Consider the following 25,240-nt stretch of genomic DNA (forward strand, 5'->3'; position numbering starts at 1 on the left):
TTTAAACGGCTCTTTTCAGCCGATTGTCATTCCGCCGCTTCGCGGTGAACCTCGATGCCCGCCAGATATTTTTCCGCCTCGAGCGCCGCCATGCAGCCAAGCCCGGCCGCCGTCACCGCCTGGCGGTAGACGTCGTCGGTGACGTCGCCGGCGGCGAACACGCCGGGCACGTCGGTGCGGGTGGAATCGGGCGCCGTCCACAGATAGCCGTTCGGCTTCTGCTTCAGCTTGCCCGCGAAGAGCTCGACCGCCGGCGCATGGCCGATGGCGACGAACACGCCGTCGACCGGCAGCTTCGATTCCTGGCCGGTCACGACATTGCGCAGCGTCAGGCCCTCGACCGAGGGCGGCAGCGGCGCCTTGCCCGGCCGTCCGGTGATCTCGTCGACGACCGTGTCCCAGATGACGCGGACATTGTCCCTCTTGAGCAGTCGCTCGCGCAGGATGCGCTCGGCGCGGAAATCGCCGCGCCGGTGGATGACGGTGACGCTCTTGGCGAGGTTCGACAGATAGAGCGCCTCCTCGACCGCCGAATTGCCGCCGCCCACCACCGCGACGTCCTTGCCGCGATAGAAGAAGCCGTCGCAGGTCGCGCAGGCCGAAACGCCGAACCCCATGAAGGTCTGCTCCGACGGGATGCCCAGCCACTTCGCCTGCGCGCCCGTGGCAATGATCAGCGCGTCCGCGGTGTAGACGGTGCCGGAATCGCCTGTGGCGCGGAATGGCCGCACATTGAGATCGACCTCGGTGATGATGTCGTTGATGATGTCGGTGCCGACATGCTCGGCCTGCTTGAGCATCTGCTCCATCAGCCACGGACCCTGGATCGGATCGGCGAAGCCCGGATAGTTTTCCACGTCGGTGGTGATCATCAATTGGCCGCCCTGCTGCAGGCCGGCGACCAGCATCGGCTTCAGCATGGCGCGCGCGGCATAGACCGCCGCCGTGTAGCCGGCCGGGCCGGAACCGATGATAAGAACGGGCGCGTGTTTGGTGTTCATGAAAAAGTCCCCTGCGGCGCGAAGCCGTGGTTTGTCGCGGGTAATGTAAGTGTTGCCCGTGAGACCAGCAAGGCAAGTTGGCTTTCGTCCCCGGAAAGCTTCGTTCCTCGCATATCGGGCATATCGCCGCCCCTCACCGATGCATGTCGTCCGGAGGTACGCGCGGCTCTGGCATCACCGCATGCATCAAAAGAAGGAGAAAATCATCGTAAAGGGATGGCCTCCCAGGCGAAACCAAATTACAAAATCGCGAAAGATTCTTGCGCGAAAGCCGTCCATGCCGCTCAAAGCCGACCTCGATGCCATCGACTGGAAGATCCTGCGCGAACTGCAGGGCGACGGCCGCATGACCAATGTCGAATTGTCCAACCGGGTCGGCATTTCGGCGCCGCCCTGCCTGCGCCGTGTCAGGCGGCTGGAAGAGGCCGGCATCATCCGCGGTTACCGCGCGCTGCTGAACGCGCCGGCGCTCGGCATGGATGTCGTCGCCTTCTGCCTGATCGGCCTGCATCATCAGGCCGATGCCGAGCTGAAGACCTTCGCCGAACGCACGCGCGGCTGGCCGATCGTGCGCGATGCCTGGATGGTTTCGGGCGAATCCGATTTCCTGCTGCACTGCGTGGCGAGCGACCTCGGCACCTTCCAGACCTTCGTCATCGAGGAACTGGCCTCGGCCCCGAATGTGGACACGGTACGCACCGCTTTGACGATCCGCCGGGTCAAAGACGAAGGGCTTGTCGCTTTTCCAACTTAATGTGCCGGCTTCCAGAAATTCGCCCGCGCGAACTAGGCCTTAGCACCGGGTTTTGAATCAATCCGCGATCAGAGCGACCGTATCGCGGCAAGCAGTCCCTCAAGGTCCGTGGCGAACCGCGAAACCGAAAGCCCGCTTATCATCGAGGCTTCGCCGTCGACGAGCCAGCCACGTATGAGGCCGGCGCGCCGACCAGCTTCCATGTCGGCCGGCTTGTCGCCGACGATCAGCGATCGCTTTAGGTCGAGGCCGAGGCGGCGGCCCGCCTCCAGCAGCATGCCCGGATTGGGCTTGCGCATCGGGTGATCGGTAATGGCGAGAGGACCTGAACCGGCTTCGTGATAGGCGCAAGCCAGCACCATGTCGACAAACGCGTTTTGCTCGGCCAGCAGCTCGAGCACGCGCCCATTGACCCGCGCGAACGCGTCCCAGCCGAAATAGCCGCGCGCGATGCCGGACTGGTTGCTGACGACAATGGCCGGAATACCGTGCACGTTCGCGGCCTCGATGACTGGCGCGATGCCATCGCGCAGCACCATGGTCGCCGGATCGTCTGGATAGCCGGTATCGACATTGATGGTGCCGTCACGATCGAGGAACAGCGCCGGCCGGCCGGCCGGAAACGTCCTGTCACCGAGCCGCTCGACCCAAAGGCCCGGCTCGGCCAGCGGAAAGCCTTCGCTCTCAGCCATTGCTGAGACGCGCTTCGACAGCCTCGCACAGATGGTGATAGAGGCACAAATGCCCCTGTTGGATGATCGGCGTCGAGGTCGACGGCACGTTGAGCAGGATATCGGTCAGCGGCTTGAGCTTGCCGCCGGTCTCGCCGGTCAGGCTGATCACCGTCATGCCCATCGCCCGCGCCTGCTCGGCGGCGGCAAGGATGCTTGGCGAATTGCCGCTGGTGGAAATGGCGAGCAGCACCGCGCCTTCCGATCCATGCGCCTCGACCTGGCGCGAGAACACGGTGTCGAAGCCGTAATCATTGCCCCAGGCGGTCAGCACCGCGGCGTTGGCCGGCAGCGCGATGACGTTGTAGGCCTTGCGCTCCTTCAGGAAGCGGCCGACCAGTTCGCCGGCGATGTGGATGGCGTCGCTCGCCGAGCCGCCATTGCCGCAGATCAGCAGCGCCTTGCCTTGCGACAGCGCCGTCACCACGGTGCTCACCGCGCGCTCCATCTCATCGGTGAGGTCGCGCTCGACCATCGCCGAGATAGCCGCCGCGGAGCGGACCAGGTAGTCGTTCAAATCGGACATGAGATCCTCAGTTTGCGGCACGCAGCTTGCCGATCGTGTTCGTCGTGCTCTTGCCGGCGACGAGATCGACCAGCACCACGCGCCCGCCCGCCTTCTGCACGACATCGGCGCCGACCACGGTCTCGACCGTGTAATCCGCGCCCTTGACCAGAATGTCCGGCAGAAGCGCCTCGATCAGCTTCAGCGGCGTGTCCTCCTCGAAGACGACGACCGCATCGACAGAGGCAAGTGCTGCCAGCACGCAGGCGCGGTCATGCTGGTTGTTGACCGGGCGCCCCGGCCCTTTCAGCCGGTGCACCGAGGCGTCGCTGTTGAGACCGAGCACCAGCCGGTCGCACTGGCTGCGCGCGGCATGCAGCAGGCTGACATGGCCGGCATGCAGGATGTCGAAGCAGCCATTGGTGAAGCCCACGGTCAGCCCCTCTTCCTTCCAGGCAGCGACCATCCTGGCCGCGGCATTGAAATCGAGGATGGCGTCCTGATGGCCGGTCGGCCCGTGCGAGCGGAACAGCGCGCCGGATAGCTCCTCGACGTTGAGCCGCGCCGTGCCGCGCTTGCCGACCACCACGCCGCCGGCCGCGTTGGCGATGACCGCGGCATGCACCCGGTCGGCGCCGGCGGCGAGCGACAGCGCGAAACTCGCGATGACTGTATCGCCGGCACCGGAGACGTCGAAGACTTCGCGCGCCTGGGTGGAAATGTGGCGGGCGTCCTCGGCGGAGACCACGCTCATGCCCTTCTCGCTGCGCGTGGCGACGATGAACTCGAAATCATGCGTGGCGATCAGGTCGCGCGCCGCCGCCACGATCTCGTCATTGCCGAAGACCTTGCGCCCGACCGCCTCGCCAAGCTCCTTGCGGTTCGGCGTCACAGCCGTGGCGCCGGCGTAGCGCGCATAGTCGCGTCCCTTCGGATCGACCAGCACCGGCTTGCCGGCATCTCGGCAGATCGCGATCAGCTCGCCGGCGACGCCGTCGAGCAGGATGCCCTTGCCGTAATCGGAGAGGATGACGATGTCGGCGCGGCCAAGCGCCGCCTGGAAATGATCGATGAGCTTCGCCCGCTCGGCCCCGGTGAGCGGCTTGATCTCTTCCTCGTCGAACCGCAGCACCTGCTGGTTGAGCGCGCTGAAGCGGCTTTTCGACGAGGTCATGCGGTCCTGGCGCTGCAGGAGCCCGTCGGTATCGACGCCGATCTCGCTGAGCATGCGCATCAGATTGTCGCCGGCCTGGTCGGCACCGATCACCGAGACGGGAATGGCGGCCGCGCCCAACGAAACGATGTTGGAGACGACATTGCCGGCGCCGCCGATGTTCAACGCCTCGCCCTTTCCATGCAGCACGGGAATGGGAGCTTCCGGCGAGATGCGCTCGATCACCCCGCTGACGAAACGGTCCAGGATGAAATCGCCCACCACCAGTACGGTGACGTCGCCGAACCGGGCGATGGTGCGATGCAAAGGTTCCGGAGAAGGCAGATGGTGCTTGATCATCTCGCTCGAGCTATGCCTGAAGACGGCCGGACTTGATTAGGTTTCAGCGCCGGAATTGTGGCGCGGGCTGTTCAAAGCGATGCCGATATACCGCAATTCGGGCGAGCGCAACGGCAGCCCGGCGCGGACCTTAGCCGGAGCCGGGTTGGCAATCAGCTCCTCTGCAGGGCGACGTGGACGCCGAGGCCGACCAGCACGGCGCCGCCCGCTCGCTGCATCAGGCGCTGCGCGCGTCCCGAACGCCGCAGCCGCGCTATCATCGCGCCGGCAAGGAATACGCACATGACGTCGGCGGAGGAGAACATCAGGTTGACGATGGTTCCAAGCACGACGAACTGCAGCCAGACCGGAAACGCCGCCGAAGCATCGATGAATTGCGGCAGGAACGCCATGAAGAAGATCGCCGTCTTCGGATTGAGCACCTCGACGGTGATGCTTTCGAAAAAGGCGCGCCGGGCCGATTTCCGCTCGATGGCGGGCAGAGCCATATCGCCGTCCGTCCGTTTGCGGAACATGGCAACGCCGAGCCAGACCAGATAAAGCGCGCCGATCAGCTTGACCGCCAGGTACAGCGGCGGCACGGCGTGAAACAGGACGGACAGGCCGGCAGCGGCCGCGAAGACATGCACATAGCCGCCGAGATGGATGCCGAGTGCCGCCGTCAGCCCAGACCAGCGCCCGCGCGCCATTGTCTGCGCAGCGGCGTAGAGCATGGCGGGGCCAGGGATATAGGCGAAGACCGCGGTGGTGGCGAAAAAAGCGATGAGCAGTTCGGTCGACGGCATCTTGTCCCTCATGATCCGGTCGCAGCCTGTTCAGTCCGCACGCGGGATGGCTTTGGATTGACCTTTGCGGACAACCGCAATGAAAGCAGCCATGACTTTCTTGTGGAATGACGGACTGAACGCGCCGATGCGCGCGCCCGGCTCGAAATAGGCTGACGATTCCAGGATATCGTGATTGTATTCGTCGACTATGACCCAAAGAGGAATAGGGTCAAGGCCGGCGCGGCGGCGTTCGATTTCCGGAACGGAAACGGCAACACGATCGCGACCCGGTTGCGTAGAGGTGATTGCGAGGATGAAGAGGTTCGTGCCGCCGGCTTTCCCGGGAAGGACGGCCACGAAGGCAACGGGCCGTCTCTTGCGGCCTTCGGTCTCGCCGTCTCCATGCTGCCGATACCAAAGATATGGATATCGCCAGACGTCGGCGGCAACCGGCTTAATCACGATCCAACTCCGCAGCGTACTCCTCAAGCATCTCGACATGGTCTGACGGAGCATCCTTGGCAGCGTAAGCGCGACGGCTGTCGTTGGCAAAGCGAGCCTCGTAGGCCTCGATGCTCATTAGGACATATCTCGGCTTGTTGTGACGGGTAATGGAGACAGGCTGCTGGCTCGCGGCCGCAAGCACATCACCGAGATTTTGTTTCAGATCAGTAGACGGGTATTGCTTCATGAAGTCCTCCATCTTGTACAAAATAGGCAAAACAGACGAAATAGACAAGCTCAACGACCTAAGACGGGACGATGCCTGCTTTGTCGACAGCCCGACTGGCCTCCCCTATAAGAGCCGGAATCGCAAGCAGCAGAGGCCATCATGATCATCGTCACGGGCGGCGCCGGCATGATCGGCTCCAACATCGTCGCCGCTCTCAATGCCGAGGGCCATGACGACATCGTCGTCGTCGACGATCTCACCGACGGCCACAAGATCGCCAACCTTGCCGACCTTCGCATCGCCGACTATTTCGACAAGGACGATTTTCTCGCCCGGCTCGAGGACGGCGCGCTCGGTCGCATCGAAGCCGTCTTCCATCAAGGCGCCTGCTCGACCACCACAGAGTGGAACGGCAAGTTCATGATGGAGGTGAACTACGCCTATTCGAAACGGCTGCTGCATGCCTGCCTGAAGCTGCGCGTGCCCTTCCTCTACGCCTCGTCGGCTTCGGTCTATGGCGGCGGCAGCGAGTTTCGCGAGGAGCCCGAGTTCGAGCGTCCCCTCAACGTCTATGCCTATTCGAAGAAGTTGTTCGACGACTACGTCCGCCGCAACGTCTTCGATACCGATCATTCGCAAGTGGCGGGCCTGCGCTATTTCAATGTCTATGGGCCGCGCGAGGCGCATAAGGGCGCCATGGCCTCGGTCGCCTTCCATCTGTTCAACCAGGTCGAGCGTGGCGAAAACCCGAAGCTGTTCGGCGCCTATGGCGACTTCGGACCCGGCGAGCAGAGCCGCGACTTCATTCATGTCGGCGATGTGGCCGACGTCAATCTGTGGCTGTGGAAGCGCGCCGCGAGCGGCATCTTCAATTGCGGCACCGGCCGCGCCCAGCCGTTCCGGGCGATTGCCGAGACGGTGATCGACACCCTGGGCAAGGGCGAGATTGAATTCATCCCCTTCCCCGACCATCTCAAGGGCAGCTACCAGAGTTTCACGCAGGCTGATATGTCCCGCTTGCGCGCGGCCGGCTACAATGGCCAATTCCGCACAGTCGAAACCGGCGTCAGGGACTATGTCGAATGGCTGAAGGCCCAACGATCCTAGTGATCGGCCCACGCTGGGTGGGCGACATGGTCATGGCGCAGTGCCTGTTTGCGGCGCTGAAGGAAAAACATCCGAACGCGGCCATCGACGTGCTGGCGCCGGCATGGGCGGCCCCGCTGGTCAAGCGCATGCCCGAGATACGCAGCCAGATCGACTTTCCGTTGATGCCGGGAGCGCTCGAGTTCCGCAGCCGCAGGCGCTTCGGCCGCCTGCTGCGCGGCCGCTACGACATGGCCTATGTGCTGCCGGGGAGCTGGAAATCGGCGCTGATCCCGTTCTTCGCCCGCATCCCACATCGCGTCGGCAATCTGCGTGAGATGCGCTACGGCCTGCTGACGGATGTCGTACCCCTGCCCGAAGCGCTGAAACGGCGCACCGCACGCGCCTATTTCGGCCTCGCGCGCGGCGGCACTTTTCGCGCGCCGCGTCTTACCGTCGACAAGGCCAACCAGGCCGATCTGCTGGTGCGCTTCGGGCTGACCGGGAAGAAATTTGTGGCGCTCATGCCCGGCGCCGAATTCGGCCCGGCAAAACGCTGGCCGAGCGATCGCTATGCCGGGCTGGCCCGAGACATGATGGCCAAGGGCTTGGGCGTCGCGCTGCTCGGCTCGAAGAACGATGCCGACGTGACCGGCGAGATTGCAGCCCTTGCGCCGGGCGCCGTCGACCTTGCCGGCAAGACACGCCTCGAGGACGCCATCGACCTGATCGCCGCGGCGAAGCTTGCGGTCTCGAACGACAGCGGGCTGATGCATGTCGCCGCCGCCGTCGGCACGCCGATCGTTGCCGTCTACGGTTCGACCTCGCCGGATAACACGCCGCCTCTCAGCGAGCGCTCCGAGCTGATCTGGCTGCATCTGTCCTGCTCGCCCTGCCACAAGAAGGTCTGCCCGCTTGGCCATCTCAACTGCCTGAACACGCTCGACGTCGCGCGCGTCACCGCCGCGGCCGACCGCTTGCTGAAGGTTCCGGCAGCGGCATGAAGGTGCTGATCGTCAAGACATCGTCGATGGGCGATGTCATCCACACGTTTCCCGCGCTCGAGGACGCGGTGCGCAATCGCCCCGATATAGATTTCGATTGGTGCGTGGAGGAGCCGTTTGCCGGCATCGTGGCTCTGCATCCGGCGATCGGCACCATTCACAAGGTGGCGGTCCGGCGCTGGCGCAAGCGGCTTCTCGACGGAGCCACGTGGCGCGAGATGGCCGGACTGCGCGGAGCGCTCCGCGCCTCCCGCTACGATCTGGTCATCGATGCGCAGGGCTTATTGAAATCGGCCCTGGTCGCGATCCAGGCCGGCGCGCCGATTGCCGGCTTCGATCGGGCGAGCGCCCGCGAGCCGTCGGCGACGCTGTTTTATCGACACCGATACGCCGTGCCGCGCGACCTGCACGCCATCGAGCGCACCAGACGGCTGTTCGGGCTGGCGCTTGGCTATCAGCCCGACCTGTCGACGCTTCGCTCAGGTATCGTGCCGCCGGCGGGCAACCTGCCTGGCATCGACGGGCAGACCGCCTTCCTGCTGCACGGCACCAGCCGCGAGGACAAGAAATGGCCGGTCGAGGACTGGATCGAAACCGCGCGCCGACTGGCCGACCGGCAGTTCACACCAGTGGTCACTTGGTCGAATGAGGCGGAAAAGAATGTGGCGGAAGCCGTTGCCACTGCGGTGCCAGGGACGGTGGTGGTTGCGAAATCGCCGCTCGCCGAGATCGCCGCGATCCTGGGCCATTCGACGCTCGTCATCGGCGCCGATACCGGCCTCACCCACCTCGCCAGCGCCTTCGGCCGGCCGACGGTCGCCGTCTTCCTGGCGACGGAACCCGGTCTCACCGGCCCGCGCGGGCCTTTCGCATCGACCTTGCTTGCGCCTGCGGGCGGCAGGGTCACGCCGGCTGAGGTGATGATGGAGGCTGAGCGGCTGCTGGCGCTCAGTTCAAAGGCGCCAGCGTGAGGACCTTTTCAGAATTCGCTCTGGCGAGTCGAATGGCGTAGTTTTCGAGAACCGGAGCGGAGCGTACTTAAAGTACGTGAGCACCGGAAGCGCAGAAAACTACGCTAGTCGGCCGCCAGAGTAGAATTATCAGAAGGTCCTCAGATAAACTGCACCTGGACGATCTCGTACCCTCGGGCGCCGCCCGGAGCATTGACCTCGATGGCGTCGCCGACTTCCTTGCCGATCAGCGCACGCGCGATCGGCGATGAAATCGAGATGCGGCCGGACTTCACGTCCGCTTCCTGGTCGCCGACGATCTGATAGGTCTTCTTTTCCTCGGTGTCCTCGTCGACGAGCACGACGGTCGCGCCGAACTTGACCTTGTCGCCGCTGAGCTTGGAGACGTCGATGACCTCGGCGCGCGCGATCAGATCCTCGAGCTCGTTGATGCGGCCTTCATTGAGGCTCTGCGACTCTTTCGCCGCGTGATACTCGGCATTTTCGGACAGGTCGCCATGCGAGCGCGCTTCGGAAATCGCCTCGATGATGCGAGGACGCTCCTCCTGCTGGCGCCAGCGAAGTTCTTCCTTCAATGACGCGAACCCCTCGCCTGTCATCGGGACCTTGATCATAGCCTGACCTTTCTGCCGCCACCCCCGTTTTCGGGAGGGACCTTGTCAATAGGTACAAAAAGAAAACGGTCCGGCAGCCTCGGGCTAACGGAACCGTCTCACCACAATTTCCCTGAATATAGCGATCTTTGCGCGATTTTCACGCCCAAAAATTGAAGTTCGGCAAAATGATCACCGCTTTCGCGGGTCCGGGCTGACGGCGAGCAATAAAAAACCGGCTGCGATTGCCCGCAGCCGGCTCGAGAGGCTTGGAGCCCTGTTCAGCTCCTCAGGAAATGATCGATCTGCTCGGACAGCATGCCATATTCGCGCGAGCCCTTGCCGGTCCGCTTTTCGATTTCCTGGAGCTGCTGCTGCGCGCCGGCGAGATCGCCGATCTGCAGATGCGCCTCGCCGAGATATTCGCGCACCAGCGTGTAATTCGGGTCGATCCGCAGCGCTTCCTCGTAATAGCCGAGGCCGACCGTGACGCGGCCCGAATGGCGATGCGAATAGCCGAGATAGTTGAGGATGCGCGGATCCTGCTTGTTGGCGGCGAGCGTCAGCACCGAGATCGCTTCGTCATAGCGTCCGGCCATCGCCAGATCGTGACCGGCCTCGTAGATGCTGTCGTCGTCCAGCATGCCATATTGCGGCTTTACGCATTTGTTCTTCTTCTTGTCCCAGACCTCGCCCTTCTTGCAGGTGGTGGTCGTCTGGCCACCGCTACTGCCGCCTTCACCAGCCGCAAAAGCCGGCGCAACGAACAGCGGCAGCGCCGCAATAGCCATGACCTGAACAAGCAAACGTCTGCGCATCGAAGCCTCCGTGAGTGTGACAATGCCAGATTAACGCCGACTTGGCGGGGTTTCATCCCGAAATGCGGGCGACTACCGAACTATTTTGAACGGGCCGGACAGAAGCCGATAGCTGCGGACGTGACGCGCGCTTTAATTCCGCTATCATCGGGCCAAGCGCATCACGTGGAGAAGGACCGTGCAGCAGCGCCTCGAGAAGGAGTGGGAACTTTCGATCGATCCGGACACGGTGCGCCTGTTCATCCTCAAGGCGAAGGCGCTGAGTGCTGCCGTCAACGAGGACTATGACGACGGCGCTGAGCACGAGGTCGAGTTCGACGGCGACACGCATGACAGCCACCATCATGACGGCCTTGTCGAGGAAGCCTCGGAAGATCTCACCGAGGAGGAATTCCGCGAGCTGATCAACGATCTCAACATCGACGAAGCGGCCGAGCTGATCGCGCTCGCCTGGGTCGGGCGCGGCGACTATGACGCATCCGAATGGGCCGATGCGGTGGCCGCCGCCAGGGAGCGCCCCAGGAAGCGCACGGCCAAATACCTGCTTGGCCTGCCGATGCTTGCCGACTGGCTGGAGGAAGGCCTTGAAGCCATCGGCGCGTAACGCGCCGGTAACCGATTGTGATCGGCAAGGCTGTCGGCGCAGGCAACTTCGCAACGCGACTGCCGTTTCGGGGCGATGGCAACGCTGAGCCTTTCCCAAATTTGCCGACTGGCGCTGCCTGTGGCGGCCGCGATGCTGCTGGTTACGCCGGCCCTGGCCAAGCATCACCATCGAAATAATAAAAGACACCCGCCGCCGGCCAGCCAGAGCGCCGCTCCGGCACCGGAAACGCCTCCGGCGACCCCGGTTCCAGGGTCGCGTCCCCAGGACATGGAGAACGGCACCGAGAAGTCCGCGCAAGACAAAAGCCGCCTCGACAGCAGCGACGACTTCCTCAACCAGCAGAAATCGCATCCGAAATGGGACGCCCGTCCGCCGCGTTCGAAGAGCGCTCAATCCGCGCCGCGGACGGAAGCCGAGCCGCAGACGCCGGATGTCGTTCCGACGCCCCCGCAGAAGCCCACCGAACTGGAGCCGGAGCCGCCGGAAACCGCGCCGCAGCCAGCGGAGAAACCCGAACCGCCGGGCGAGGAAAAGATGCTTCCCGATCCGCGCTCGGCCGACATGCCGGCCGACACGATGCCGGCGGAAGAAACCGCATGCCGCGAGCGGCTGAAGGCGCTGGGCGTCGAATTCGAGGAGCACAAGGCCGAGCACGATGCGGAAATCGGCTGCTCGATCCCCTATCCGGTAGTTTTGAAAACGCTCGGCAAATCCATCGGCATCAGTCCCGGCACCGAGCTCAACTGCCAGATGGCCGAGGCGGCGGCGCGCTTCATGGCCGAAATCGTCCAGCCCACGGCAAAGGCCGAGCTCGGCGCCGATTTGAAGTCGATCGACCAGGGCTCGGCCTTTGTCTGCCGGCCGCGCAACGGCACCCGCAAACTGTCCGAACACGCCTTCGGCAACGCGCTCGACATCGCCAGCTTCACCTTGTCGGACGGGAGGAAGATCGAGGTCGGGCCGACGCCGCCGGAGAAGGACGCAAAATTCCTCGACGCGGTGCGCAAGGCTGCCTGCGGGCCGTTCAAGACGGTGCTCGGACCAGGCGCCGATCCCGACCACGCGCTGCATTTCCATCTGGACCTGGAACCGCGCCGCCACGGCGGAACCTTCTGCCAATAGGTGAATTCCGGAAGTCTTGCCCGCAGCAAGCCAAGAACAGCGCCGCAATTCCGCCCCATGCGTGAATGCCGGCGCTGATCTTTCCTTTACTGTTGGCGGTTAACCTTGTGCCATTCGGGGACAAGGACGCCTTTCAATGGCTCGAAGACTTGGCGCTATGCTGGCAGCGGCGCAACGGAGCAAGCGTGCGCGCATCACGGTCGCCGGGCTGGCCGCGGGCGTCGCCATGGCGGCAATATCGGCCTGCACGACCGGTGACGTCTTTGCACTGCAGCCGGCCGTCGATGTCGGCAGCCAGACGGCAGCCGTGCCGCAGCCCGATGCGCCGCAATATTCCGGAATGCAGCGTCTTGTTCCGTCCAACCCTTATATGACGCAGGTCGCCTATCCGCGCATGGACGAGCCGATGTCGCCTCTCGAGCAGATGCCGGCCAGCGAGATCGACTGCCGCAACGAGCTGAGGCGGATGGGTGTCGTCTATCAGGACGTCCAGCCTATCCATGAGGGCCAGTGCGGCATCGATTATCCGGTAAAAGTCTCGGCCATCGGCAATGTCGCCATGACGCCCGCGGCGACGCTGACCTGCAACATGGCCGCAACCTTTGCCGCATGGACGAAGAACGAGCTGCAGCCTGCTGCCCGCTGGCGCTATTTCTCCGGCGTCAAGGCGATCCACCAGGGTTCCAGCTATTCCTGCCGCAACATCGCCGGCGAAGGCGTGCTGTCCGAGCACGGCAAGGGCAACGCCCTCGACGTCATGAGCATCGAGCTCAACAATGGCGACGACATCGACGTCCGCAAGCCCGGCCTGTTCGCCTTCCGCACGCGCGGCTTCCTCAACAATGTGCGCGCCGACGGTTGCGAGTATTTCACCACGGTGCTCGGCCCCGGCTACAATTACGACCACCGCAACCATTTCCATTTCGACATCAAGAACCGCAAAAGCGGTTACCGCGCCTGCCGCTAGTCTAGATTAGCCTTGGGCTTCGGTGGCAGCGATGATCTGCCGGGCGACCAGATCCTGGATATGCCAAAGATTTCTGTCGCGGATCCCGCTTTCCTCCAGCTTGGCGACCGTCCGGAAAAGATATTGCGCCGAGGAGCCCCAATGCCCGGCGGCGCGCGCCAGCGTGTGCGCAACCTGCTCCAACGCCAGCCTGCCGGCATAAGCCCTGCCCTCGGGCGCGGCGACAAAAGCCAGCGCACGCAATGGCCCTTCCCTGGTCCGGAGCTTGATCCAGCATGGCACGTTGGTCGGCGGGTTCGCATCTATTTCGCGACGAAGCAGTTGGACGATCTGCCCCTGATGGTCCTCCGCCGGCAGCCGATAGGCGATGCCGTTGCAGCTGCCTCCCCGGTCGAGCGCCAGCATCAGCGCCGGCAATTCACGCGTTCCGCGCCAGCGTGTCAGCTTCAGGCAAAATGAGCGGTGCCAACCCAGTGCCGTCGCCTGACGCTGCTCTTCATAGATGAACTCTGGATTCCAGATCAGCGAGCCATAGGCAAAGACCCAAAGCGTCTCAGGCCGATATTGCGCAAGCAGCTGTTCGGCCAGACCGTCAAATTCAGCGTCGCTATGCTCGCTTGTTCCGGGCTCGGGACCGGGATCCGGCTCCATGCGCTCGACCCTCGCGACAAGCTCGGCAGTCAGCGCCATTTTCCCGCGGCCTGTCTTTGTCGGTTCCATTCGCTGCACCCCGGTCAAGCGATAATCGATGGTAGACGGTCTCCAGATCGCTGGCCATTGATTTCCCGTGATTGTCGCGCAACACATGCCACACGGGATCGAGCGGCGTTCATGAGCCACAGAAGTTTGAGACGACGCGCGGTGATCTGGATCGCGGCTTTCTGCGCCTTCTACGTGATGCTCGCCTATCTCGCCGCGCCGGAATTCTGGACCTGGCGGGAGCGCGGCTTCCGCACCCGGCCCTTCGAGATGGTGACGCATACGCCGCAGGGCATTCCCGGCGACCCGATCAATGTCGGCCTTGTCGGCACCGAGAAGGAAGTTGTCCACGCCTTCGCGGTCGCGGGCTGGGACACTGCCGATGCCGTGACGCTGCAGACCGCGATCGACATCGGCGAAAGCGTCTTGTTTTCCCGCCCCTACCCCGATGCGCCGATGAGCCGCCTTCTGTTCGAGGGCCGAGCCCAGGACCTGGCCTTCGAGAAGCCGGTCGGCGACAGCGCCGCCCGGCGCCACCACGTCCGCTTCTGGCAGACGGACACGGTGGGCGACGACGGCCGCCCGCTCTGGCTGGGCGCCGCGAGCTTCGACCGCGGCGTCGGCCTCAGCCACGATACCGGCGCCGTCACCCACCATATCGGCCCCGATATCGATGCGGAGCGCGACTTCCTGATCGGCGATCTGAAGGCTGCCGACCTGCTGGCCTCCACCAGCGAGATACCCGGGATCGGCGCCACCAAGGCCGGACGCAATGGCGGCGGCGACCCCTATTTCACCGACGGCATGGCCATTATCGGCGTTCTGAAGACGCAGCAGTGACGGCGCACCGTCACGCGCGCGCTGACGCCGAAGGTGCGCGTGGTGGTCGACGCGCTTGTCGGGCATTTTTCGGCGCCGCTTTGGGATGCCGCCTGAACAGCGCGCCTGTCATGTTCCAAAAATACCCGCGGGCTATTTTCGAACGCACTGCAGCAATGCTATTGACCGCCCATGCTATATGTTGAAATCGCCGTCGTGGCCGTCCTCATTCTGGTGAACGGCCTCTTGTCGATGTCGGAGCTAGCCATCGTCTCGTCGCGGCCCGCCCGCCTCAAGGCGATGATCGACCGCAACGTCAGGGGCGCGGGCCGCGCGCTGGCGCTCGGCTCTAATCCCGGCAAGTTCCTGTCCTCGGTGCAGATCGGCATCACCTTGGTCGGCGTTCTCTCCGGCGCCTTTTCGGGCGCCACGCTCGGCGAAAGGCTGGCGCAATATCTGGCGTCGACCGGCATCCGCGAAAACATCGCCGATCCTGTCGGCGTCGGCATCGTGGTTGCTTTGATCACCTATGCCTCGCTCATCGTCGGCGAGCTGGTGCCGAAGCAGATCGCGCTCAAGGATCCGGAGCGCGTCGCCGTCAGAGCCGCGCCGGCAATGACCATCCTCGCCACCTTCTCGGCGCCGCTCGTCTTCCTGCTCGACCTCTCGGGCCGCGCGGTGCTTTGGCTGCTTGGGCAGGCCGGCGAGACCGAAGAGAAGGTCACCGACGAGGAGATCAAGATGCTGGTCGCCGAGGCCGAGCATCACGGCACCATCGAATCCGATGAGCGCCGCATGATCGCAGGCGTCATGCGCCTCGGCGACCGCGCCGTGCGCGCCGTCATGACGCCGCGCACCGAGGTCGACTGGCTGAACCTGCAGTCAGACGACACGGCGGTCAAAAAACTTCTGATGGATACCCAGCACTCGCGGCTGCCCGTCGGCGACGGCAATGTCGACGCCATGGTCGGCGTCATCCAGACGCGCGACGTGCTGGCCGCCCTTCTGGCCGGCAGGGTGCTGGATCCGCGCCAGCATGTGCGCGCCGCCCCCATCGTGCATGATCAGGCCGACGCGCTCGATGTCCTGCAGAAGCTGAAGAAATCGGACGTGCCGATGGCCCTCGTTCACGACGAATACGGCCATTTCGAAGGCATCGTCACCCCGGCCGACATCCTCGAAGCCATCACCGGCGTGTTCCGCTCCGACCTCGAAGCCGGCGAGGAGGAAAACGCCGTCAAGCGCGAGGACGGCTCCTGGCTGCTCGCCGGCTATATGCAGGCCGACGAGATGGCCGAGGTGCTTGGCATCGACCTTCCCGAAAACCGCGACTACGAAACCGTCGCCGGCTATGTGCTGTCGCATCTCCACCATCTGCCGACCACCGGCGAATGCGTCGACGCGCAAGGCTGGCGCTTTGAGGTGGTCGACCTGGACGGCCGCCGCATCGACAAGCTGATCGCCACCCGCCTGCCCGAGGGCCACCGCCCTGTGGCGCGCTGAGGACGAAATTTATGTGGTAACCAACTCGCCGTCAGCTTTGCGGCGGGAGGCGCCCAGTCTGCTTTTCGGCAGGCCCACCAACAAGCTGCCGCCCCCGACCGTACAGGGTCGCCGCATAGAGAAGGCGCAGATAGCGTTTCGATCATTCCGTCTCATCCGCCGATATAGGCCGCCAATTCGTCAGGGGTTCCCTTGGGAAAGGCCTGCTTCAAATAGTCGAGGAACGCCGATACGCGGACGCTGAGCAAGCGTCGGGACGGATAGAGCGTCCATAGGGCGATGTCCGGGCCGTCGACATCGCCCCAATGCACCAGCGTTCCAGCAGCCAGATCGTGACTTACAAGCGAGATCGGCAAACGTCCGGCGCCGACGCCCGCCCGGACGGCATCGCGGAACATGAGGAGCGACGAAAGGCGAAGGACTGGCTCAATCGCGATGCGTGACCGTCCGGTCGGCGTCACGATGTCCCAGGCTGCAACGCGCTCGCCGGACTCCCGCACGACGGCCGGAACGGCGAGATCGTCAGGCGGTCTGGCGAGGCCCGGACTCGCGACCACGACCAGCCGGTCGCGCAGGAACACCCGTCCGACAAGACTTTCATCGGGCTCGGGATCGACCCGGATCACCAGATCGTATCCCTCCTCGATCATATCGACGGCCCGGTCTTCCGTCGTGACCTCGAGCCGGACTTCCGGATATTTCAGCGCGAACCCGGCGGCCAGCCTCCCCATCGCAGTTTGGGAGAAGAGCAGCGGCGCGCTGATCCGCAGCCTGCCCCGCGGCGTGCGTCCGCCCGAAGCGATCGCCGTCGCGGTTTCGTCCAATTCGGTCAGCAACGCTCCCGTCCGCTCGAAGAGCGCCCGTCCTTCCTCGGTGAGCTTCAGCGCACGCGCCCCGCGCTCGAACAGACGCAAGTCGAGGGCGGCCTCCAGTTCCGCGACTCGGCGAGACAGGGTCGCCTTCGGGCGCCCCGCGGCGCGCGCCGCCTTTCCGAACCCTCCATGCCGGGCAACCAGATTGAAATCAGCGAGGGCGAGAAGGTCCATCTGTTCCACCATTGAGACGCTGTGTCCAGATATAGCGCCTATCGGTTCGAATGTGGATCACTCATTTACGGGATGTCTTTTGACCCAAACCCGGAGTGAACCCCCATGACCATTCTCGTTACCGGCGCGACCGGCAATGTCGGCAGCCAAGTCGTCAACCAGCTCGTCAAGCGCGGCGCCGATGTCCGTGCGCTTGTCCGCGATCCTTCCAAGGCGAACTTCCCGGCGGGCGTCGCCGTCGTGCAGGGCGACCTGCTCGACGTCGATTCCCTGCGCAGCGCCTTCTCGGGCGTCTCCACTTTGTTCCTGCTTAACGCCGTGGTGCCCGATGAATTCACCCAGGCGCTGATCGCCCTCAACTTGGCCCGCGAGGCAGGCATCGAGCGCATCGTCTACCTGTCGGTGATCCACGGCGAGCTTTACGTGAACGTGCCGCACTTCGCCGGCAAGCTCGCGGTCGAGCGGATGATAGAGCAGATGGGCCTCAACGCCACCATCCTCCGTCCGGCCTATTTCATGAACAACGAGCTCATGATCAAGGACGTGATCCTCAGCTATGGCGTCTATCCGATGCCGATCGGCAGCAAAGGCTTGGCAATGGTCGATGCGCGCGACATCGCCGAGGTCGCGGCAATCGAGTTGCTTCGCCGCGAGCAGGCCGAAATTGCCCTCCCGCTCGACCGGATCAACCTCGTCGGTCCCGACACGCTGACCGGCACGGATGTCGCCGGCGTCTGGACAGTGGTCCTGGGTCGCCAGATCGCCTACCCCGGCGAAGATCTGGCAGGCTTCGAACAGAACCTGCGGCAGTTCATGCCGAGTTGGATGGCGCTCGACATGCGCCTGATGGGCGAGCGCTTCATCAGCGAGGGCATGATTCCCGATGCTGGCGACGTCGACCGCCTGACCAAGCTGCTGGGTCGGCCGATGCGCACCTATCGCGACTTCGCCGCAGAAATCGCTGCCTCGGCCTGACGCCGGAGACAGCCTGCCACCCCAACATCAATCCTAAGGATACAATTATGATCTACTCAACCGCCACCGTCCCGGTGAACCCGGAAGGCGCGACCAGGCTGACCCGTGCACAAGCCTGGGCTGGCCTGGAGCTCAAGGCCCGCGACGCCCGCGAATTCCTGCCGCCCGGCCTCTGCACCCGCTGCGATGTCGTGGAAGAAAGCGAGACGCATTTCGTGCGCGAAGCAACCATCGCGGGTGCAGATCTGCGCGAGATCATCACGCTTGAACCGGAGAGCAAAGTCACATTCTTCCAGGCCACCGGGCCGCGCGAGGGCGCGATCATCAACGAACTGTTCGAGGGCGCCGACGGCACGCTCCATCTGCGCTTCTACTGCTATCTCGGCCGGCGCGGCAAAGAGCCGAACGGCCCAGAGGAGCAGGCCGAACAGGCGCAGTTCGACGGCGACCAGGGCTACAAGGCTGCCCTGCTGTCCACACTGAAGCGCACCCGCGAGTTGCTCATGGAGGGCCGGCTCTGACCATCACCCATGAACATCAACCAGGGACCTTCTCTCGTCGGCTTGGCTATTCTCGGACGAAGGTGTCGAGGCTGATGCCGAAGGCACGCCAGGTTCCTATCTGCTTGCGGGAAGCGGTTTCGCCCTCCTTGCCGGTGATGGTGCTGCCGGCCACTGTCAGCCACATCGTCTCCAGCTTGCCGTCCCGCAAAATGCCGGTGTAGCTCACGGCGGCGGGGCCGGCCGTACCCTCGCCGGCGGCCGTTACTCCAATCACGTCGCCATGCGCGATGCCGGATATCGGCACGGTCTGTCCATAGAAGCTGCTGTCTTCGAGCGCCGTGCGAAACGTGCCTTCAATCCGGCCGCCGTCCTCGCCGGTGATGTCGAGGACGGACCCATACTGATTGCGCCATCTGCCAAGCCAAGGCATTCCGCCCCTCCCACGACTGTGCTGTCTTTTTCTTCGGTGGATTCGGGCCTGCATCTAACGCGCCGTTCCGAGCGGTCAACAGTGCGGCGGCAAAGGGATCAGCCTGGGATCCAGGCCAGACAGACAGCTCCGCAAATGGAAAGGGGCAGCGCTGGCGCCGCCCCTTTCTCATTGGGAGGACAGTGTCGATCGGCCGCTCAGGCGGCCTGGGCTTCGCCGGCGATCGCGTCGGCGGCGCGGGCCGCTTTCAGCACCCTTGCCCACCAGGCGACGTCGTTGACCAGGGCGGTGGCGGACTGGTTCAGGTGCTCGAGATCTTCGAGCTTCTTCTCGCCCTGGCGAACCGCAAGGAAATCGCCCCAGGCGATGTGCACCGCCGACTTGACCGGCGCCATCTGCAGCTCGACGGCGATCAGCCGAAGGTGCTCGATCGCGCGCGAGCCGCCGACGCTGCCATAGCCGACAAAGCCGGCCGGCTTCTTGTTCCACTCATTGGCGGCGTAATCGATGGCGTTCTTCAGCACAGCGGTCGGGGCGTGATTGTATTCGGCGGCGGTGAAGATGAAGCCGTCGAACTCGGCGACCTTCTTCTGCCAGCGCTGCGCCACTTCGTTCTGCGACGGCGCCCAGGCGGAGGAAGCGACCTCGTCGAAGAAAGGCAGCGGCCAGTCGCGCAGATCGACGATCTCGACATCGATATCGGCGTGCGACTTGGCGATCTTGGCGATCCACTGCGTCGGCACGTCGGCGAAGCGGGCGGCGCGCGTCGAACCGACGACAATGGCGATTTTGGGCTTGGACATAAGGGGCTCTCCTTGCGGGAATTTCTGGTATCGTTTGGATACCGGCGCTATATGTGATACTGACAAATCGGCGCGCAAGGAGGCACTTCTTTGTTACTGAGGCACCCGCACAACACCGAGGACTGCCGGGCCGTTTCAGAAATCCTGCAACGGGTCGGCGACAAATGGACGGTGCTCGTGGTCGGCAAGCTCGGCGGCGGACCAATGCGCTTCAACGAATTGCGCGCCGCCGTTGGCGGAATTTCGCAAAAGATGCTGACCACCACCTTACGCGGTTTGGAGCGTGACGGCTTCGTCACGCGCAAAGTGTTTCCGACCATTCCGCCACGTGTCGATTACGAGCTCACCCAACTCGGTCACGAGCTGCTCGTGCCGGTCGGCGCGCTCGGCGAATGGGCGCGCAAGAACACCAATCGGGTCCGCGAAGCGCGCGCGAAATTCGACGGCCTGCAGGCCTGAAACCCTTGAAGTTCAAGGATTTCTGAACCATTGGATGAGCCATGCGGCTGGGCGCAGGGCCCGTCCCACCTTCCGGTTTAATGGATCCGCTGCGGCCCCGCAGTCAGCCTCGCCGGCGTCTCCGCGCAACCGGCTCGCCAAGGAGATCCGTCTTTAGCCGGCAACGGATCAGGCGCTTGGGGCAGTGCTGTCGCAGCACGCGGTCGAGCAGCTCTCCCGCTGCGCGGCCTTCTTGTCGATCGCCTTCGGGCCCCGCATGCAGGCGACGTGTGGAAGGCCTTTGCTGACCTCCACATAGGCAGTTATCCCGAGCAGGCAGACCAAGGCAATAAGAGCTGCCACGAGCCAGCCGTTCAGCATATGTTGACGCATTGTCTTTCCCTCGCGCCTACAAGGTGGGGGGTGAAGGCAACCATTGGATGTCGCGAAGCGAATCTCCCGAGCAGGCGTTGTTACAAAGCGGCAAGTCTGGGGAGAATCAGTATCCCGCCGGAGCGTCAGCTCTCGGCCGGAACCGGCTTCGGCTTGCCCTCGCCGTCGAGCGCCACCATGACGAAGTCGGCATGGGTGACCTTCTCCATCAGATCGGAAAGATAGCGCTGCGCCCAGGCTTCGACCTTGAGCACCATCGAGGTGCGGCCGACGCGCTCGACATGGGTGTAGATGCAGAGCGTGTCGCCGATCTTCATCGGCTTGGCGAAGGACATCTCCTTGACTGCGGCGGTGACCACGCGGCCCTTGGCGCGCTCGGCGGCGCGGATGCCGCAGGCAAGGTCCATCTGCGCCATCACCCAGCCGCCGAAGATGTCGCCGGCCGCATTGGCGTCGGACGGCATGGCGAGCGTGCGCAAGGTCAGATCGCCAATGGGTTTTCCGTCCGCGTAATGCACCATGGCAAAATCCTCAAAGGGCAGCTTATGTTGCGTATCAATGCGACCACCATGTCGCAAGCTCTGGTAAAAGCGAAATGTGCCCCACTGCGCCGGTCGCTTTTTTCACAAGCCATGCCGGAAGCCACGGCGACGCCGCAAGCCGGCAATGTCTAGGGTAAGCGCAACAGTGCGGAGCCCGCTTTTCCATCATGCAGACTTACGACTTCATCATCGTCGGCTCCGGCTCGGCCGGTTCGGTCGTTGCCGACAGGCTGTCGGCTTCGGGCCGATTCTCGGTGCTGGTGCTGGAGGCCGGCGGAACCGACCGGCGGTTCTACGTCCAGATGCCGTTAGGCTACGGCAAGACCTTCTTCGATCCGGCCGTCAACTGGAACTACAAGGCGGAGCCGGATCCCGGCCTGGCCGGCAACAGCGATCATTGGCCGCGCGGCAAGCTGCTTGGCGGCTCGAGCTCGATCAACGCCATGGTTTATATCAGGGGCGCGCGCGAGGATTTCGATGCCTGGGCCGCCGCAGGCAATCCCGGCTGGGCCTATGATGACCTCCTGCCCGCCTTCAAGGCGCTGGAAGACAATGCAGCGGGCGCCGACCAGTGGCGCGGCGTCGGTGGCCCCTTGCACATCACCGAATGCACGAACGCGGTGCATCCGCTGACCAAGCGCTATATTGCCGCCGCTCAGCAGGCTGGCCTGCCGTTCAATCCGGACTTCAACGGCGCCTCCCAGGAAGGCGTCGGCGTCTACCAGATCACGACCAAGAACGGACGCCGCATGTCGGCCGCCCGCGCCTTTCTGCGGCCGGCGATGAAGCGCTCAAACGTACGCGTCGAGACCAATGCGCTGGCGACGAAAATCCTGTTCGAGGGCAAGCGCGCCGTCGGCATCGAATACGAGCAGAACGGGCAGAAGAACACGGCTCGCGCGGGCCGCGAGGTGATCCTGTCGGGCGGCTCGATCAACTCGCCGCAGTTGCTGCAGCTGTCCGGCGTCGGCCCTGCGGCATTGCTGGCCGACCTCGCTGTCCCGGTCGTCCTCGCCAACGACAATATCGGCGCCAATCTGCAGGACCATGTCGGCATCAACTACACTTTTAGAGGCAAGCTGCCGACGCTCAACCAGGTCCTCAGGCCCTGGTGGGGCAAGCTGCTCGTCGGCATGCAATACATTCTCTTGCGCTCCGGTCCGCTGTCGCTGTCGATGAACAATGCCGGCGGCTTCTTCCGCACCGACCGGTCGATGACGCGGCCGAACATGCAGCTCTATTTCCAGGCCTTCTCCACCGTCATCCCGAAGAGCGGCGAGCGTCCGATCCTGACGCCCGACCCCTGGCCGGGCTTCTCGATCGGCCTGTCCAACTGCAGGCCCTCGAGCCGCGGCGAGATCATGATCCGCTCGAAGGATCCGCGCGACTATCCGAGGATCAAGGCCAACGCCTATTCGACCAATGCCGATGTCGACGAGATGCTGGCGGCGGTGAAGTTCGTGCGCAAGATCGCCTCGATGCCGGCCATGGCCGAGATCATCGAGGAAGAGGTGCTGCCCGGTCCCTCGGTCCGGTCGGACGCCGACCTGATCCATGATTTCAGGAAACGCTCGGGCACCGTCTATCACCCAGTCTCGACCTGCCGCATGGGACCTGACGCGGCGCGCGCCGTCGTCGACCCGCGGCTTCGGGTGCATGGGCTGCAGGGGCTGCGCGTCATCGACGCTTCGATTTTCCCCGACAACATCACGGGCAACACCAACGCCGCCTCGATCCTGACCGGATGGAAAGGCGCCGACCTGGTTCTGGAGGATCACACATGAAAATCACCGACGTGAAGACCTGGGTTGTCGGCAATCCGCCGCCCGGTGTCGGCGGCAAGTATTTCATCTTCGTCAAGCTCACCACCGATGGCGGCGTGGTCGGCTATGGCGAGGCCTACAACGCCACCTTCTCCGCGCATGTCACCGCGAGGATGATCGAGGACATGGCCGAGCGCTATCTCGTCGGCCGCGATCCGCACGACATCGAGAATTTCTTCCGCCGCGCCTATTCCTCCGGCTTCACCCAGCGCCCCGACGTCTCCGGCATGGGTTGCTTCTCGGCGCTCGAAATGGCCTGCTGGGACATCGTCGGCAAGGAGGCCGGCAAGCCGGTCTACAAGCTGCTCGGCGGCCAGGTGCACGAGACCCTGCGCTCCTACACCTACCTCTATCCGCACACCGGCAGCGTCCATTCGGAAGATGCGCGCGGCAAGAACGTCTACAATGACCCCGATATGGCGGCCGCCTGTGCGCTCGAATATGTCGAGCAGGGTTTTAATGCCGTGAAGCTCGATCCGGCCGGCCCCTACACCGCCTATGACGGCCATCAGCCGCGCTTGATCGACATCGACCTGTCGGCGCGCATGGTCAAGGCGATCCGCGAAGCAGTCGGTAACAGGGCGGATATCCTGTTTGGCACGCATGGCCAGTTCACCGCCTCGGGCGCGCTGCGCCTCGCCCGCGCCATCGAGCCCTACGATCCGCTGTGGTTCGAGGAGCCGGTGCCGCCTGATATGCCCGAGGTGATGGCGCAAGTCGCCCGCCAGACCTCCATCCCGATAGCAACCGGCGAGCGGCTGACGACGAAGTTCGAGTTCGCCCGCGTCATCGAGAACCGCGCCGCGACCATCCTGCAGCCGGATCTCGGCCGCTCCGGCGGCATTCTCGAGACCAAGAAGATCGCTGCCATGGCCGAAGCCTACCACATCCAGGTGGCGCCGCATTGCTATTGCGGCCCGATCGTCGGCGCCGCCAACATCCAGCTTGCCGTGACGCTGCCCAACTTCCTCATCCTGGAATCGCTGAAGCAGTGGGACGGTTTCCACGCCACGCTGCTCAAGAAGAAGATCGAATGGCAGGACGGCAACGTCATCCCCTCGAAGGAGCCCGGCCTCGGCGTCGAGCTCGACGAGGCGGTCTGCGAGGCCCATCCCTATAGCGGCAAGGAGCTGCATCTGCAGATGATGCAGACGCCGCTGATGCCGTGAGCCTCGCTTATGCCTTCGTCGGCCTTGGCCATCTCGGCGGCAACCTTGCCGCTAGCCTGCTGCGCAACGGCTTTGCCGTCACCGTCTTCGACCGCGACCCGGCGCCGGTCGAGCGCCTGGTCGCGCTCGGTGCATCGGCGTCGGGTAGCCCCGCCGAGGCCGCTGCCCGCGCCGGCAATGCAATCACCTGCCTGCCCTCGCCGAAGGTCAGCGAAACTGTGCTCGCCGGCCCCGACGGATTGCTCCAGGGCCTGCCCGCGGGCGGCACCTGGATCGAGATGTCGACCAATGGCCGTGACGAGATTTTACGACTCGCCGCGCTGGCATCGGCACAAGGCATCGAGACGCTCGAATGCCCGGTGACCGGCGGCGTGCATCTGGCCGCAGTGGGCAGGATCACGGCGCTCGTCGGCGGCGATGCGGCGCTCTACGAACGCCATCGTCCGGCCATCGAGGCGATGTGCGCGAAATCCTTCCTGATGGGCCCGGTCGGCTCGGCGGCGGTGATCAAGGTCATCACCAATATGCTCGCCTTCATTCATCTCGTCGCTGCCGGCGAAGCGTTGATGCTGGCGAAGCAGGGCGGGCTCGATCTCGCCCAGGCCTACCACGCCATCGTCGCCTCTTCCGGTAACAGCTTCGTCCACGAAACCGAAAGCCAGCTCGTGCTCAACGGCTCCTACGACATCGGCTTCACCATGGACCTGGCACTGAAGGACCTCGGCTTCGCGCTTGCCATGGCCAGGGATTTCGGCGCGCCGCTCGATCTTGCCACCCGCGTCAACGCGATTTTCGAAGAGGGTAAGCGCGCCTATGGTGGTGGTGCCTGGTCGACACAGATCGTCAAGCTGCTTGAGGATGAAGTCGGCGTGGAGCTTCGCGCGCCGGGCTTTCCGGCGAAGCTCGAACTGTAACCCGGCAGAAATTAGCCAGCTGTTTCAATTGCCTGACCGCACCGGCTGAATCGGCCTCTTAGCCGGCTGAT

At 64.1% G+C, this 25,240-nt stretch carries 29 protein-coding genes; 15 read left to right on the top strand and 14 right to left on the bottom strand.

The features are described 5' to 3' along the window. Window positions 1–26: 26 nt before the first annotated feature. Entirely contained in the window at window positions 27–1,001 is a 975-nt protein-coding gene (gene trxB / locus LB525_RS01600) for a thioredoxin-disulfide reductase (protein ID WP_095766581.1), read from the bottom strand. A 277-nt stretch (window positions 1,002–1,278) separates the two neighbouring features. On the opposite strand from trxB, the gene LB525_RS01605 reads away from it, so the two are divergent. After that, entirely contained in the window at window positions 1,279–1,755 is a 477-nt protein-coding gene (locus LB525_RS01605) for an Lrp/AsnC family transcriptional regulator (RefSeq protein ID WP_040989590.1), read from the top strand. Window positions 1,756–1,823: 68 nt separating this feature from the next. On the opposite strand, the gene LB525_RS01610 is transcribed toward LB525_RS01605, so the two are convergent. The 6 genes from LB525_RS01610 to LB525_RS01635 all read right to left on the bottom strand — a co-directional run bounded on the left by LB525_RS01610 (window position 1,824) and on the right by LB525_RS01635 (window position 5,962). After that, window positions 1,824–2,447: an HAD family hydrolase gene (locus tag LB525_RS01610; protein ID WP_224543136.1), complete on the bottom strand. Its 624-nt coding sequence runs from the start codon at window positions 2,445–2,447 to the stop codon at window positions 1,824–1,826. Further along, a complete protein-coding gene (locus tag LB525_RS01615; protein WP_224543137.1) occupies window positions 2,440–3,012 on the bottom strand; it encodes an SIS domain-containing protein in 573 nt (190 codons plus the stop codon). The genes LB525_RS01610 and LB525_RS01615 overlap by 8 nt, the downstream gene beginning before the upstream one ends. Before the next feature lie 7 nt (window positions 3,013–3,019). After that, complete coding sequence (gene rfaE1, locus LB525_RS01620; RefSeq protein WP_224543138.1) at window positions 3,020–4,504, bottom strand: D-glycero-beta-D-manno-heptose-7-phosphate kinase; 1,485 nt, start codon at window positions 4,502–4,504, stop codon at window positions 3,020–3,022. A gap of 152 nt (window positions 4,505–4,656) precedes the next feature. Further along, on the bottom strand, window positions 4,657–5,289 hold the full coding sequence (locus LB525_RS01625) for a LysE family translocator (RefSeq protein ID WP_224543522.1): 633 nt from the start codon (window positions 5,287–5,289) through the stop codon (window positions 4,657–4,659). Between the two features lie 30 nt (window positions 5,290–5,319). Then, on the bottom strand, window positions 5,320–5,733 hold the full coding sequence (locus LB525_RS01630; protein WP_224543139.1) for a hypothetical protein: 414 nt from the start codon (window positions 5,731–5,733) through the stop codon (window positions 5,320–5,322). Next, window positions 5,726–5,962: a type II toxin-antitoxin system Phd/YefM family antitoxin gene (locus LB525_RS01635; RefSeq protein WP_217575619.1), complete on the bottom strand. Its 237-nt coding sequence runs from the start codon at window positions 5,960–5,962 to the stop codon at window positions 5,726–5,728. Before LB525_RS01635 ends, LB525_RS01630 begins: the two co-directional genes overlap by 8 nt. A gap of 141 nt (window positions 5,963–6,103) precedes the next feature. Here LB525_RS01635 and rfaD point away from each other — a divergent pair, with 141 nt between their 5' ends. The 3 genes from rfaD to waaC are packed head-to-tail and all read left to right on the top strand — an operon-like array spanning window position 6,104 to window position 9,005. Further along, window positions 6,104–7,051 (top strand): ADP-glyceromanno-heptose 6-epimerase, encoded by a 948-nt coding sequence (rfaD, locus tag LB525_RS01640; RefSeq protein ID WP_224543140.1) that lies wholly within the window; start codon window positions 6,104–6,106, stop codon window positions 7,049–7,051. After that, on the top strand, window positions 7,027–8,034 hold the full coding sequence (gene waaF, locus LB525_RS01645) for a lipopolysaccharide heptosyltransferase II (protein WP_224543141.1): 1,008 nt from the start codon (window positions 7,027–7,029) through the stop codon (window positions 8,032–8,034). Before rfaD ends, waaF begins: the two co-directional genes overlap by 25 nt. Continuing rightward, window positions 8,031–9,005: a lipopolysaccharide heptosyltransferase I gene (gene waaC / locus LB525_RS01650; protein WP_224543142.1), complete on the top strand. Its 975-nt coding sequence runs from the start codon at window positions 8,031–8,033 to the stop codon at window positions 9,003–9,005. Before waaF ends, waaC begins: the two co-directional genes overlap by 4 nt. 140 nt (window positions 9,006–9,145) lie before the next feature. Here the strand turns inward: waaC and greA are convergent, their stop codons facing one another. Together greA and LB525_RS01660 are read right to left on the bottom strand one after the other, a co-directional pair. Beyond that, window positions 9,146–9,619: a transcription elongation factor GreA gene (gene greA / locus LB525_RS01655; RefSeq protein WP_095766573.1), complete on the bottom strand. Its 474-nt coding sequence runs from the start codon at window positions 9,617–9,619 to the stop codon at window positions 9,146–9,148. A 260-nt stretch (window positions 9,620–9,879) separates the two neighbouring features. Continuing rightward, on the bottom strand, window positions 9,880–10,416 hold the full coding sequence (locus LB525_RS01660) for a tetratricopeptide repeat protein (protein WP_095766572.1): 537 nt from the start codon (window positions 10,414–10,416) through the stop codon (window positions 9,880–9,882). Between the two features lie 178 nt (window positions 10,417–10,594). Here LB525_RS01660 and LB525_RS01665 point away from each other — a divergent pair, with 178 nt between their 5' ends. The 3 genes from LB525_RS01665 (at window position 10,595) to LB525_RS01675 (ending at window position 13,112) form a co-directional block, all read left to right on the top strand. Then, entirely contained in the window at window positions 10,595–11,020 is a 426-nt protein-coding gene (locus tag LB525_RS01665; RefSeq protein ID WP_224543143.1) for a DUF3775 domain-containing protein, read from the top strand. 75 nt (window positions 11,021–11,095) lie between these two features. Then, complete coding sequence (locus LB525_RS01670; protein WP_224543144.1) at window positions 11,096–12,145, top strand: extensin family protein; 1,050 nt, start codon at window positions 11,096–11,098, stop codon at window positions 12,143–12,145. Window positions 12,146–12,281: 136 nt separating this feature from the next. Further along, window positions 12,282–13,112, top strand: a complete 831-nt coding sequence (locus tag LB525_RS01675; RefSeq protein ID WP_224543145.1) for an extensin family protein — start codon at window positions 12,282–12,284, stop codon at window positions 13,110–13,112. Between the two features lie 6 nt (window positions 13,113–13,118). Here LB525_RS01675 and LB525_RS01680 read toward each other — a convergent pair whose 3' ends face one another. Next, a complete protein-coding gene (locus LB525_RS01680) occupies window positions 13,119–13,802 on the bottom strand; it encodes a gamma-glutamylcyclotransferase (protein ID WP_224543146.1) in 684 nt (227 codons plus the stop codon). Window positions 13,803–13,943: 141 nt separating this feature from the next. Here LB525_RS01680 and LB525_RS01685 point away from each other — a divergent pair, with 141 nt between their 5' ends. Both LB525_RS01685 and LB525_RS01690 read left to right on the top strand, forming a co-directional pair. After that, entirely contained in the window at window positions 13,944–14,651 is a 708-nt protein-coding gene (locus LB525_RS01685; RefSeq protein WP_224543147.1) for an LssY C-terminal domain-containing protein, read from the top strand. A 171-nt stretch (window positions 14,652–14,822) separates the two neighbouring features. After that, window positions 14,823–16,133, top strand: a complete 1,311-nt coding sequence (locus LB525_RS01690) for a hemolysin family protein (RefSeq protein WP_224543148.1) — start codon at window positions 14,823–14,825, stop codon at window positions 16,131–16,133. Between the two features lie 152 nt (window positions 16,134–16,285). Here LB525_RS01690 and LB525_RS01695 read toward each other — a convergent pair whose 3' ends face one another. After that, complete coding sequence (locus tag LB525_RS01695) at window positions 16,286–17,179, bottom strand: LysR family transcriptional regulator (protein WP_224543149.1); 894 nt, start codon at window positions 17,177–17,179, stop codon at window positions 16,286–16,288. Between the two features lie 105 nt (window positions 17,180–17,284). Between LB525_RS01695 and LB525_RS01700 the strand changes: the two genes are divergently transcribed. Continuing rightward, window positions 17,285–18,154 (top strand): SDR family oxidoreductase, encoded by an 870-nt coding sequence (locus tag LB525_RS01700; protein ID WP_224543150.1) that lies wholly within the window; start codon window positions 17,285–17,287, stop codon window positions 18,152–18,154. 47 nt (window positions 18,155–18,201) lie between these two features. Further along, window positions 18,202–18,675, top strand: a complete 474-nt coding sequence (locus LB525_RS01705) for an SRPBCC family protein (protein ID WP_224543151.1) — start codon at window positions 18,202–18,204, stop codon at window positions 18,673–18,675. Window positions 18,676–18,721: 46 nt separating this feature from the next. Here the strand turns inward: LB525_RS01705 and LB525_RS01710 are convergent, their stop codons facing one another. Next, window positions 18,722–19,087 carry an avidin/streptavidin family protein gene (locus tag LB525_RS01710; RefSeq protein WP_224543152.1) on the bottom strand — a complete coding sequence of 122 codons (366 nt, stop codon included), beginning with the start codon at window positions 19,085–19,087 and terminating at the stop codon, window positions 18,722–18,724. Between the two features lie 197 nt (window positions 19,088–19,284). After that, window positions 19,285–19,890, bottom strand: coding sequence for an NADPH-dependent FMN reductase (locus tag LB525_RS01715; protein WP_224543153.1), 606 nt, complete (start codon window positions 19,888–19,890; stop codon window positions 19,285–19,287). 90 nt (window positions 19,891–19,980) lie between these two features. On the opposite strand from LB525_RS01715, the gene LB525_RS01720 reads away from it, so the two are divergent. Next, window positions 19,981–20,349 (top strand): winged helix-turn-helix transcriptional regulator, encoded by a 369-nt coding sequence (locus LB525_RS01720; RefSeq protein ID WP_140629822.1) that lies wholly within the window; start codon window positions 19,981–19,983, stop codon window positions 20,347–20,349. Between the two features lie 497 nt (window positions 20,350–20,846). Here the strand turns inward: LB525_RS01720 and LB525_RS01725 are convergent, their stop codons facing one another. Next, a complete protein-coding gene (locus LB525_RS01725) occupies window positions 20,847–21,242 on the bottom strand; it encodes an acyl-CoA thioesterase (protein ID WP_140838613.1) in 396 nt (131 codons plus the stop codon). A gap of 188 nt (window positions 21,243–21,430) precedes the next feature. Here LB525_RS01725 and LB525_RS01730 point away from each other — a divergent pair, with 188 nt between their 5' ends. From LB525_RS01730 to LB525_RS01740, 3 genes are read left to right on the top strand one after another with little or no spacing between them, the layout of a single operon-like run. Then, window positions 21,431–23,047, top strand: a complete 1,617-nt coding sequence (locus tag LB525_RS01730) for a GMC family oxidoreductase (protein ID WP_224543154.1) — start codon at window positions 21,431–21,433, stop codon at window positions 23,045–23,047. Then, on the top strand, window positions 23,044–24,255 hold the full coding sequence (locus LB525_RS01735; RefSeq protein ID WP_224543155.1) for a mandelate racemase/muconate lactonizing enzyme family protein: 1,212 nt from the start codon (window positions 23,044–23,046) through the stop codon (window positions 24,253–24,255). Before LB525_RS01730 ends, LB525_RS01735 begins: the two co-directional genes overlap by 4 nt. Then, the gene (locus LB525_RS01740; RefSeq protein ID WP_224531237.1) at window positions 24,252–25,169 is read left to right on the top strand and encodes an NAD(P)-dependent oxidoreductase; all 918 of its coding nucleotides are present in this window, start codon (window positions 24,252–24,254) and stop codon (window positions 25,167–25,169) included. The genes LB525_RS01735 and LB525_RS01740 overlap by 4 nt, the downstream gene beginning before the upstream one ends. Window positions 25,170–25,240 lie beyond the last annotated feature (71 nt).

It is taken from the genome of Mesorhizobium sp. CA16 (genome assembly GCF_020165175.1).
Lineage (GTDB): Bacteria > Pseudomonadota > Alphaproteobacteria > Rhizobiales > Rhizobiaceae > Mesorhizobium.